The sequence below is a fragment of the Flavihumibacter sp. CACIAM 22H1 genome (assembly GCF_001601815.1).
In the GTDB taxonomy this organism is placed as follows: Bacteria; Bacteroidota; Bacteroidia; order Chitinophagales; family Chitinophagaceae; genus Flavihumibacter.
The window spans coordinates 1-10,182 of the sequence record NZ_LUKG01000007.1 but is presented as its reverse complement, the minus strand read 5'-3'; the positions used below and the strand labels follow the sequence as shown (position 1 = coordinate 10,182).

General features: G+C 44.4%; 10 protein-coding genes and 1 pseudogene. 7 read left to right on the top strand and 4 right to left on the bottom strand.

From position 1 onward, the window contains the following. Positions 1-302 (bottom strand): hypothetical protein (locus tag A1D16_RS03635; protein ID WP_290707866.1); only part of this gene is annotated, 302 nt, incomplete at its 3' end. 198 nt (positions 303-500) lie between these two features. On the opposite strand from A1D16_RS03635, the gene sufB reads away from it, so the two are divergent. The 7 genes and pseudogenes from sufB to A1D16_RS03595 all read left to right on the top strand — a co-directional run bounded on the left by sufB (position 501) and on the right by A1D16_RS03595 (position 6,502). Beyond that, on the top strand, positions 501-1,946 hold the full coding sequence (sufB, locus tag A1D16_RS03630) for a Fe-S cluster assembly protein SufB (protein WP_290707864.1): 1,446 nt from the start codon (positions 501-503) through the stop codon (positions 1,944-1,946). Between the two features lie 27 nt (positions 1,947-1,973). Continuing rightward, positions 1,974-2,729 (top strand): Fe-S cluster assembly ATPase SufC, encoded by a 756-nt coding sequence (sufC, locus tag A1D16_RS03625; protein WP_290707862.1) that lies wholly within the window; start codon positions 1,974-1,976, stop codon positions 2,727-2,729. Beyond that, positions 2,726-4,039, top strand: coding sequence for a Fe-S cluster assembly protein SufD (gene sufD, locus A1D16_RS03620; RefSeq protein WP_290707861.1), 1,314 nt, complete (start codon positions 2,726-2,728; stop codon positions 4,037-4,039). The genes sufC and sufD overlap by 4 nt, the downstream gene beginning before the upstream one ends. Further along, a pseudogene (locus A1D16_RS03610) lies at positions 4,017-5,260 on the top strand (cysteine desulfurase). The gene sufD and the pseudogene A1D16_RS03610 overlap by 23 nt, the downstream one beginning before the upstream one ends. A gap of 2 nt (positions 5,261-5,262) precedes the next feature. Continuing rightward, positions 5,263-5,709 (top strand): SufE family protein, encoded by a 447-nt coding sequence (locus A1D16_RS03605; RefSeq protein ID WP_290707858.1) that lies wholly within the window; start codon positions 5,263-5,265, stop codon positions 5,707-5,709. Between the two features lie 4 nt (positions 5,710-5,713). Continuing rightward, positions 5,714-6,025 (top strand): SUF system Fe-S cluster assembly protein, encoded by a 312-nt coding sequence (locus tag A1D16_RS03600; protein ID WP_290707857.1) that lies wholly within the window; start codon positions 5,714-5,716, stop codon positions 6,023-6,025. 9 nt (positions 6,026-6,034) lie between these two features. After that, the gene (locus A1D16_RS03595) at positions 6,035-6,502 is read left to right on the top strand and encodes an Rrf2 family transcriptional regulator (RefSeq protein WP_290707856.1); all 468 of its coding nucleotides are present in this window, start codon (positions 6,035-6,037) and stop codon (positions 6,500-6,502) included. Here A1D16_RS03595 and A1D16_RS03590 read toward each other — a convergent pair. From A1D16_RS03590 to A1D16_RS03580, 3 genes are all read right to left on the bottom strand, one after another. Continuing rightward, positions 6,465-8,315 carry a PAS domain S-box protein gene (locus tag A1D16_RS03590; protein ID WP_290707855.1) on the bottom strand — a complete coding sequence of 617 codons (1,851 nt, stop codon included), beginning with the start codon at positions 8,313-8,315 and terminating at the stop codon, positions 6,465-6,467. The genes A1D16_RS03595 and A1D16_RS03590 overlap by 38 nt on opposite strands. A gap of 10 nt (positions 8,316-8,325) precedes the next feature. Next, on the bottom strand, positions 8,326-8,754 hold the full coding sequence (locus tag A1D16_RS03585) for a response regulator (protein WP_290707854.1): 429 nt from the start codon (positions 8,752-8,754) through the stop codon (positions 8,326-8,328). 48 nt (positions 8,755-8,802) lie between these two features. After that, positions 8,803-10,182: ATP-binding protein (locus A1D16_RS03580; RefSeq protein WP_290707853.1), on the bottom strand; the 1,380-nt coding region annotated here is incomplete at its 5' end.

The window sequence follows — 10,182 nt, the reverse complement described above, 5'->3', positions numbered from 1 at the left end:
CGCTGGTTGAGTTTTTCCAGTTTTCGCAGCTTTTTGTCATTTTCCAGCTGAAGAATAGCCCTTTCCTGCACTTTTTTAAGGGCTGTTGCAGGTATTTGTTTCGACGAATCAGCAAAAGGCAATAAAAGGGACAAATGCGCCAGGTTTAATTGGCGCAGTTCCTGGTTTTTTTTAGTGAGCTGATTAATTTCGAAAATTATTTGCTGGTGCCTGTTCAGGTTTCTTAGGAAAAAGAAGAGGCCGGCAATCATAATAAGGATCGAACTAATCAGAACTGGAAGCGTAACCGGATATCGTTTCATTATTGTAAGAAGACTCTATAAATAACGTAATAGTTGCGGTGAAAATCAATTAAAACTGCCTTAATCCGATACTTTCAAATATTTACGATTTTTTTCATAGGTGTTAACAATTACAGTTTTTTACTGTTATTTATACTCTTTTGTATAAATAGGTCTTACCTTTGTGGCCAATTTTAGCAACTGAATAGTATTTGTAGTATGAACGACGGATTAAGTACGATTGAACAACAGATTACCAGTGATTATAAATACGGGTTCACCAGCAATCTCGAAGCCGATCAGGCACCGAAAGGGCTGAATGAAGATATTATCCGTTTTATATCCGGCCGTAAAAAGGAGCCGGAATGGATGCTGGAATGGCGGCTTAAAGCCTATCGCAACTGGCTGAAGATGGAAGTGCCGGATTGGGCCAACATCAAGTATCCGGCGGTTGATTTTCAGGATATTATTTATTATTCTGCCCCTAAGCAAAGTAAAAAACTGAACAGCCTGGATGAGATCGACCCGGAATTGCGCCGAACATTCGAAAAACTGGGTATTTCACTCGATGAGCAAAAACGTTTAAGTGGAGTAGCGGTGGATGCGGTTATTGATTCTGTATCGGTTGCTACTACTTTCCGCGAGCAACTCGGAGAATTGGGCATCATATTCTGCTCTATCAGTGAAGCCATCCAGGAGCACCCGGAACTCATTAAAAAATACATCGGGTCGGTAGTGCCGATGACAGATAATTTTTACGCAGCGCTGAATTCAGCCGTGTTTACAGACGGATCCTTCTGTTATATTCCCAAAGGCGTTCGTTGTCCGATGGAATTGTCTACTTATTTCCGGATAAACGCAGAAAATACCGGTCAGTTCGAACGTACCCTTATTGTGGCAGAAGAAGGCAGCTATGTTTCTTACCTGGAGGGTTGCACGGCCCCGATGCGCGATGAAAATCAGTTGCATGCTGCGGTGGTTGAACTGGTAGCCATGGACCATGCAGAAATTAAGTATTCCACTGTTCAGAACTGGTATCCCGGCGATAAGGAAGGGAAGGGAGGAATCTACAATTTTGTAACCAAACGGGGCATCTGTGCGGGCGTGCATTCGAAAATTTCCTGGACACAGGTGGAAACCGGATCAGCCGTAACCTGGAAATACCCAAGTTGCATACTCAAAGGAGATCATTCAATCGGTGAGTTTTACAGCGTTGCTGTTACCAATCATCACCAGCAGGCAGATACCGGAACAAAAATGATTCACCTGGGTAAGAATACCCGGAGCAGAATTGTTTCAAAAGGTATATCTGCAGGCGTTAGTCATAACAGTTACCGCGGATTGGTAAGCGTAGCTAAAAATGCGTCCAATGCCCGTAACTTTTCTCAGTGCGATTCCCTATTGCTGGGAGACCGGTGTGGGGCACATACCTTTCCCTATATCGAAGTTAAAAACAATACAGCCCAGGTAGAACATGAAGCCACGACCTCGAAAATCGGGGAAGACCAGATCTTTTACTGTAATCAACGAGGCATAGATACCGAAACTGCCGTTGCATTAATTGTGAATGGGTTTGCTAAAGAAGTAATGAACCAGCTACCGATGGAATTTGCCGTGGAAGCGCAAAAATTACTGGCCATTACCCTGGAAGGAAGTGTTGGTTAAACAATAAAAATTTTGAAATAACAAGTTATGTTACAAATAAAGGATTTACAAGCAGGTATTGAAGGAAAAGAGATTCTTAAAGGTATCAACCTTACTATTCAGCCGGGGGAAGTTCATGCTATTATGGGGCCCAATGGTTCCGGAAAAAGCACCCTGGCATCCGTGCTGGCCGGCCGCTCTGATTATGAAGTTACCGGCGGTTCCGTTGAATTCCTGGGCAAAGATCTGCTGGATCTTTCTCCCGAAGCAAGGGCCGGCGAAGGCCTGTTCCTGGCATTTCAGTACCCGGTAGAAATACCCGGCTTAAGCACTATTAATTTTATGAAAACCGCGGTTAATGAAGTGCGGAAATACCGGGGGCAGGAAGCACTGGATGCGGCAGAATTCCTGAAGCTCATGAAGGAAAAAATGAACCTGGTTAATATCGATAAAAACCTCCTCACCCGTTCGCTGAATGAAGGTTTCTCCGGGGGCGAAAAAAAGCGTAATGAGGTATTCCAGATGGCTATGCTTGAGCCAAGACTTGCTATCCTCGATGAAACCGATTCCGGTTTGGATATTGATGCGATCCGTATTGCTGCAGCAGGTGTAAATGCCGTTCGCAGCAAGGAAAATGCCACCCTGGTAATTACCCACTATCAGCGGTTACTCGATTATATTGTTCCTGATTTTGTACATGTATTGTATAATGGAAGAATTGTAAAATCCGGTGGTAAAGAACTGGCATTGGAACTGGAAGAAACAGGCTATAGTTTTCTAAAAAATGAGATGAATATTGCATGAGTACGATCAATATAATTAAAGACAAAGCCCGGGAACTCGGAACCACGCAGGCCGATGCGCTTCAACCTATACGTTCCGCCGCATTGGCTTCCTTTGATAAATTGGGAGTACCGGCAGTAAAACACGAAGAGTGGAAATACACAAGAATCAGCCAGCTGTTTAACCAGTCCTATAAAATAGGCACTGATACGGTAGATTCGAAATTAAACTGGGAGTTGTTCCGGTTGCCGGAATTCGAAACAGCCAACGAACTGGTATTTATTAACGGCGTTTACAATGCAGCCGCGTCTACGGTTCGTTCAGCCGGATTGGTGGTACTGCCTTTAGAGGAGGCAGCTAAAGGTGAATATGCTTCTATCGTCTCCAAACACCTTGGGCATAGTGCCGAATACCTGAAAGATGGTATCAATGCGTTGAATACCTCCTTCCTCGTAGGTGGTGTATTTATTGGCGTTAACCGCTCTACGGAAATTGAACACCCGGTTTATATTTATACAATTAATGACGGCAGGGCTGAGAATGTGTTTGCGCAGCCGCGTACACTGGTACATGTAGCAGCCAATGCGGGGGTCATGTTTGTAGAAACCTATGGTAGTATCGGCCATGCCGACCATTTCACTAACCAGGTAATGGAAGTGGTGGTTGAGCAGGATGCCCGCATTGAGTATTATAAGATTCAAAACGACCATGCAGGTGCCAGCCTGGTCAGCACTACGCATTTCCGGCAGGTTGGAAAAAGTTATGTGCATGCTGTAACGATTTCACTGAACGGGGCAATGGTAAGGAATAACCTGAATATGGTAATGGAGGCTGAATACTGTGAGTCTAATATGTACGGCCTGTATTTTACCTCGGATTCCTGCCATGTAGATAATCATACCATTGTAGATAATGCCAAGCCGCATTGTTTAAGCAATGAATACTATAAAGGCATACTGGACGGTGCTTCCACCGGCGTATTTAATGGAAAAATATTTGTTCGGCAGGATGCGCAGAAGATCAATGCTTTCCAGTCGAATAAAAATATCCTGTTATCTGATACCGCCAGTGTATATACCAAACCCCAGCTCGAAATTTTTGCGGATGATGTAAAATGTTCTCATGGATGTACCATTGGCCGGCTTGATGAAGAGGGGTTGTTTTACCTCCGCTCCCGTGGTATAACGGAGGCTACGGCAAAATCACTACTGCTGCATTCCTTTGCGGTTGATATCCTTGAGCAGGTGAAGCCGGATGCTATCCGCGTATATATTGATCAACTTATTTCAGAACGATTAGGATCATACTATGGAAACGCTTACCCGATCTGAACATATAATTGATGTACAGGCCATCCGGCAGCAATTTCCGATTCTTAGCAGAACGGTAAAAGGCAAGCCACTGGTGTACCTCGATAATGCTGCCACCACCCAAAAACCGCTGGCGGTAATTGAGGCGCTGACTCATTATTACTCCTATTACAATGCAAATATCCACCGGGGTATTCATACGCTCGCAGAAGAGGCAACGGCTGCTTTTGAAGCCACGCGCGATTCAGTGCAGCATTTTATTGGAGCCGCAGACCGGGAAGAAATAATTTTTACCAGGGGCGCAACCGAAGCTATTAACCTGGTTGCTTATACCTGGGCAAGAAAAACATCAAAGCAGGAGATGAGATACTTGTTTCCGGGATGGAACACCACAGCAATATTGTTCCCTGGCAAATTATAGCCGAAGAAAATGGTGCTAAACTGGTAGCTATTCCCGTACTGGAAGATGGTTCGCTGGACATGGAAGCTTTTCAGCGCTTGCTCAGCCCCAAAACAAAACTTTTAGCCGTTGTACATGCTTCCAATTCATTGGGCACCATTAACCCGGTTAATAGTATGGTGGCCCAGGCGCATGCAGCAGGGGCTAAGGTACTGGTGGATGGTTCACAGTCTACCGTACACCTTCCCATTGATGTACAGGATATGGACTGTGATTTCTTTGTTTTTTCCGGGCATAAAGTTTATGGTCCTACAGGATCGGGTGCTTTGTACGGAAAGAAAGCACTGCTGGAAGCCATGCCGGTGTTTCATGGGGGCGGCGAAATGATTAAGGAGGTAAGATTTGAAGGCAGTACTTATAACGATCTTCCGTATAAATACGAAGCCGGAACCCCCAATATTGCGGATACGGTAGCACTTAAATATGCGTTGGATTTTGTAAATGGAATTGGAAAAGCGTCTATCCATGCATATGAGCAGGGCTTGCTGAGTTATGCAACGGATGCGCTGGAACAAATAAAAGGTTTGCGCATTATTGGTAAGGCGCCGGAAAAAACAAGTGTGTTATCCTTTGTAGTAGACGGCGTACATCCCTCTGACCTGGGTGTACTATTGGATAATAAAGGAATTGCGGTAAGAACCGGGCACCATTGTACGCAGCCATTGATGGAACGGTTCCGTATCCCGGGCACAACCCGTGCATCTTTTGCCATGTATACCACCTATGAAGAAATTGATGCCCTGGTGGAAGGATTGGAACGTTCTATAAAAACCTTGTTATAAGCATGTCTGTACGACCAAGCATAGAATCACTGGAAGAAGAGATTGTTGAAAATTTTTCGTTGTTTGATTCCTGGGACGAGAAATATGAATACATCATTGACCTGGGAAAAAAACTACCGGCCCTCGAACAAGCCTATAAAAAGGATGAAAACAAAGTCAGGGGTTGCCAGTCTACCGTTTGGTTGGTTGCTCATTATGAAGATGGATTGGTAAAGTTTAAAGCAGACAGTGATGCCGTTATTGTTAAAGGATTGATCAGTATGTTGATTCAGGTGCTTTCCGACCATACCCCTGATGAGATTATTCAGGCAAAGCTCGGCTTCATAGACAGAATCGGCATGACAACCCACCTTGCTCAAACACGCTCCAACGGACTGCTGTCGATGGTGAAACAGATGAAAAATTTCGCACTGGCATTTAAATTGCAAAACGAATCAGCAAAGCAATAATAAGATGGAAACAGAAGCTTTGAAAGAACAGGTGATTGAGTGCATTAAAACCATTTTTGATCCGGAATTGCCTGTAAATATTTATGAACTCGGGCTGATTTACGAAGTGGATATTCTACCGCTGAACAATGTTCAGATCGTAATGACATTAACAGCGCCAGGTTGTCCGGCGGCCCAGTCATTGCCCATTGAAGTGGATCAGAAACTGCGCCAGATAGAAGGGGTAAACGATGTTCATGTAAGCGTAACCTGGAACCCGCCCTGGAATAAATCAATGATGTCTGAAGCTGCCCAGTTAGAATTAGGTATGTTTTAAACGATTTCTATGAAGATAACAGCACAGGAAGAAATCGGTTTGCGTATAATGTTGCGTATTGCTAATTGTGGCAATGATGCAGGCTTAAGTATACCTCAGCTCAGCGAGGCGGAAGGTATCAGTATTCCTTATGTTGCTAAACTTACCCGCCTGCTCCGTCAGCAGGGTTTTTTGAATAGTACGCCTGGTAATAAGGGCGGTTATGTGCTGGCGCGGCCGGCCGGAGAAATTGTTGTCAATGACCTCCTGAAAGTGCTGGGCGGCGCCTTATTTGATACAAGTTTCTGTAATATGCACAGTGGCGGAATGAAGCTTTGCACCAATTCGGTCGATTGCTCTGTTCGCTCTCTTTGGAAAATGATGCAATTGGTGCTGGATGAACTATTGCAGCAACTAACCCTAAGTGATTTGTCTAATTCGGAACTGGAAGCAGCGCGTATTATGTCGCGGGTGTTTTCTCCAAAACCGGTGGCTTAAATTTTACAACCAGTTCGCATCCTTTTCCGGGTTCTGTTAGTATAGACAGTACTCCATTAAAAAGGGTGGCCCTGGTTTTCATATTCATCAGGCCAACTCCACTGCTTTTTTTGTTTAGATCAAATCCAACCCCGTCGTCTTTTATTCGTAATTCGAGGTGACCTGCCCGTTTGCCAAGATAAAAATGAATCTGGCTGGCTTTGGCATATTTGGTGATATTATTAAACTGTTCCTGACAGATCCGGTAAATAGATAATTTAAAGGGCTCTTCAATGGAATGTTCGTCAAATTCGGTCAGCGAATGGTAAATGGTTGTGCCAATTCCGCTGGCAACATTCTCAAATAACTGAAGAAGATTGTCTTTGAGGTGCCCGTCGTTCAGTGTTGGTGGTATAAGGGAGTGTGAAAGGGTTCTGATTTCGTCGATGGCGGATTGAATGAGTTCATCCGATTTTTCCATAAACACCTGTTGGTCCTTTCCGTTTGTTTTACCGAGCCCGAGGTAAAGGCGGGCGCTTGCCAGGATCTGGTTTATATTGTCGTGCAATTCACGCCCAATTTCCTGGCGTTCAGATTCCTGGGCAGAAATAACCGCATTGGTCATCTCTTTTTGTGCTTTGATTCGTTCTTCTTCTAACTGGTTTTCCAGTTTCAACCGTTCCGTTACATTATTTCCCAGCGCCATAATACAGGGTATGCCTTTGTAATCGATCCGGTGTGATACAAATTCTATGTAAATTTTTTCGCCGGTTTTGCTGATGATGCGGGTAATATGGGTTTCTCTGAATTGTTTATCAGATCGCGCTTTTGCGGCCAGTTCCTGGATCGTTTCCGTACGCTCTGCGAGCCCTACTTCAAGAATTGACTTGCCCTCCAGGTCTTTTCGCTTGTAACCGGAATGTTTCTCTGTGGATTCATTGATCTCCATGATGGTGTAATCATGAAGGTTCCAGATAATAATGGCTGCCGGGTTGTTTTCAAACAAGTAGCGGTATTCTTCCTCTGATTCTTTCAGGATTCTTTCGGCTTCCTTACGTTGTGATATATCCTGCGTGGCTCCGATAAAGCGGATCGCCTTACCCAATTCATTCCGGATAATATAACCCCTGTCCTGGAGGTAGGCATAACTGCCATCCTGCCGTAGAAACCGGTATTCGAGCTCAAACTGTTGTAAGGCCGGATTTTCTTTATAGGTTGTTATCTTCCTCACCACTTCTTCCCGTTCATTCGGGTGTATTTGTTCTACCCATTTTTGTTCTGTTCCGTAGATGACAGGATCATAGTCTGATTTAAAAAGCTTTTTCCAGCCTTCCGGGTTACGATACACCATCCCGGTGATCAGGTTCAGGTCCCATACCATATCGTTGGTTGCCTTGCTGACCAGGTCGTACCGTTCGTTACTCTCCTGCAGGGCCTGGAGGTTGTTCATCCGTTCAATGGAATAAAGAATGGTTTTCGAGAGCAGCTTCTCGTCAAAATCTCCCTTGATCAGGTAATCCTGGGCACCCAATGTGATGGCATCCAGCGCAGTGTTCATATCGGATACCCCAGACAAAATAACCACCGGGGTATAGCCGGCTTTTTCGCGGATAGAGGTGAAGGATTTTATGCCAAAACTGTCGGGCAGGGAAAGATCCAGTAATATAATATCCACGCCATGCTCCTTAAGAATTTCATGTGCCTGCCGGATAGATTCTGTGGTAAACAGTTCCCTGATTTTTATTCCCGAACTTAATAACAGCTCTTCCAGTAGAAACTGGTCGCCCGGGTTGTCTTCCACCATCAATATATTCAGCTCGTTGTTGTGTAGCATGCTGTCTGGTTTAACTGTTGGGGAGTTGGGCAGTTTTCATCCAGAACGCTTCCATTGTTTTTATCACTTTCATAAATGAAAAATAGTCTACTGGCTTGGTAATAAAACAATTGGCATGATTGGTATACGAATCAAAAATATCTTTATCAGACGAAGAAGTGGTCAGTATGATGACCGGCAGCATACACAATGTTTCATGTTGCTTGATTTTTTGTAACACTTCTTTACCGTCAATCTTGGGCAGGTTAATATCCAGTAAAACAAGGTCCGGACTTTCGGCATCTGTAAATCTACCCGTCTTAAACAGGAATTGAAGGGCTTCCTTGCCATCTTTAGCAATCGAAATCTTACGAATGTTTTCAACTTCCTGTAAGGCTTCCCGGGTTAATACAATATCCCCTTCATTGTCCTCGACAAGTAGAATATGCATGTTTTTCATGATCTGTAGGTTTGTTTCATTGGGTTGGGGTAATATGAATGTAAAGATTTATTTTTTTATCGTAAAATAGAACGTAGATCCTTGATTTTCTATAGAATGTACCCATATTTTACCGCCGTGTTGCTCTACAATTTTTTTACATATAGCCAACCCAATGCCGGTTCCGGAATATTCTGACATATTGTGGAGCCGCTGAAATATGATAAATATTTTTTCAAAGTAATCGGATTCGATTCCTATGCCGTTGTCTTTGACGGAAAAACCCCAGTGCTCCTCTTCTTCTTTGCACCCCACCTGGATGAGTACAGGCGCTTCTGACCGGTATTTCAAAGCATTGCCCAAGAGGTTTTGCAATAATTGCACCATGGACGAATAGTTCCCTTTTTCAATGATCGGCAATTCATCGTACTCAATACTTGCCTGGTTATCCGCTATGGCTTCCTGTAAATTAAGGCAGGCTTCTTTCAACACCTGGTTCATGTTTACTACTTCAAAATTGGCCAATGCATGTTCAATACGCGAGTATTCGAGCAGGTCATTAATGAGTCGTTTCATGCGCTCGGCACCGGTAACTGCAAAGTTGATATACTGCCTGCCTGCCTCATCTACCTGTTCTTTATAACGTTTGTCGAGCAGTTGCAGAAAGCTGCTTACCATGCGCAGCGGTTCCTGCAGATCGTGCGAGGCTACGAATGCAAAGCGTTCAAGTTCTGCATTGGACCGGGCCAGTTGTTCTGCTCTTTCTGATAAGGCAAGATTTGCCTGTTCCAACGCCTGTTCATATAATTTTCGTTGGGTAATATCCTGCACCGTGCCACTGTATCGTATGATATTGCCTAACTGGTCTTTGAAAAGGCTCCCTTTTTCGTGCACAAAACGGATTGAACCATCGGGTAAAAGGATCCGGTGTTGAAAATCCAGGTCTTCCTCGCCGTTTAAAACCCGTTTTCTTCTTACCAGGAATTCAGCCCGATCATCGGGATGCAGCGTACTCATAAACTGTTCAAAGCCGGGTTGGAAATTGGAGGGATGCCTGTCCCAAATGGAAAACACTTCCATTGTCCAGAATAGCTCATTGGTGTCGAGGTTGAGCTCCCAATACCCCAGCTTTGCCAGTTTTTGAGCAGTTTCCAGTTTCTGGTTAAGCTGCCAAAGCTCGGATTGGTAGTTTCTGTTCATCGTAATATCTCGTGCATGACAGGCTACCCCCACAATCTGCGCTCCTTCCCGGATGGGATTAAAGCTGGTTTCCCACCAGATCTCCTGGTCGGGTTTGGTATACTTATCCATTGATTGCATGTGAAAGGGCTCGCCTGATAAGGCCCGGTCGTAGAGTGCTTTCCAGTATTGGATATGTGCAGCGGGATAAGAAGCTTCCAGCAGCATGTTTTCTCCTTTTTGGATATGCACCCCGGATGTTACTGCGGT

Excerpts from the sequence above, each read along its gene's own strand:
- sufB (WP_290707864.1), top strand. The coding sequence starts at position 501 with ATGAACGACGGATTAAGTACGATTGAACAACAGATTACCAGTGATTAT.
- sufC (WP_290707862.1), top strand. The coding sequence starts at position 1,974 with ATGTTACAAATAAAGGATTTACAAGCAGGTATTGAAGGAAAAGAGATT.
- sufD (WP_290707861.1), top strand. The coding sequence starts at position 2,726 with ATGAGTACGATCAATATAATTAAAGACAAAGCCCGGGAACTCGGAACC.
- A1D16_RS03605 (WP_290707858.1), top strand. The coding sequence starts at position 5,263 with ATGTCTGTACGACCAAGCATAGAATCACTGGAAGAAGAGATTGTTGAA.
- A1D16_RS03600 (WP_290707857.1), top strand. The coding sequence starts at position 5,714 with ATGGAAACAGAAGCTTTGAAAGAACAGGTGATTGAGTGCATTAAAACC.
- A1D16_RS03595 (WP_290707856.1), top strand. The coding sequence starts at position 6,035 with ATGAAGATAACAGCACAGGAAGAAATCGGTTTGCGTATAATGTTGCGT.
- A1D16_RS03590 (WP_290707855.1), bottom strand. The coding sequence starts at position 8,315 with ATGCTACACAACAACGAGCTGAATATATTGATGGTGGAAGACAACCCG.
- A1D16_RS03585 (WP_290707854.1), bottom strand. The coding sequence starts at position 8,754 with ATGAAAAACATGCATATTCTACTTGTCGAGGACAATGAAGGGGATATT.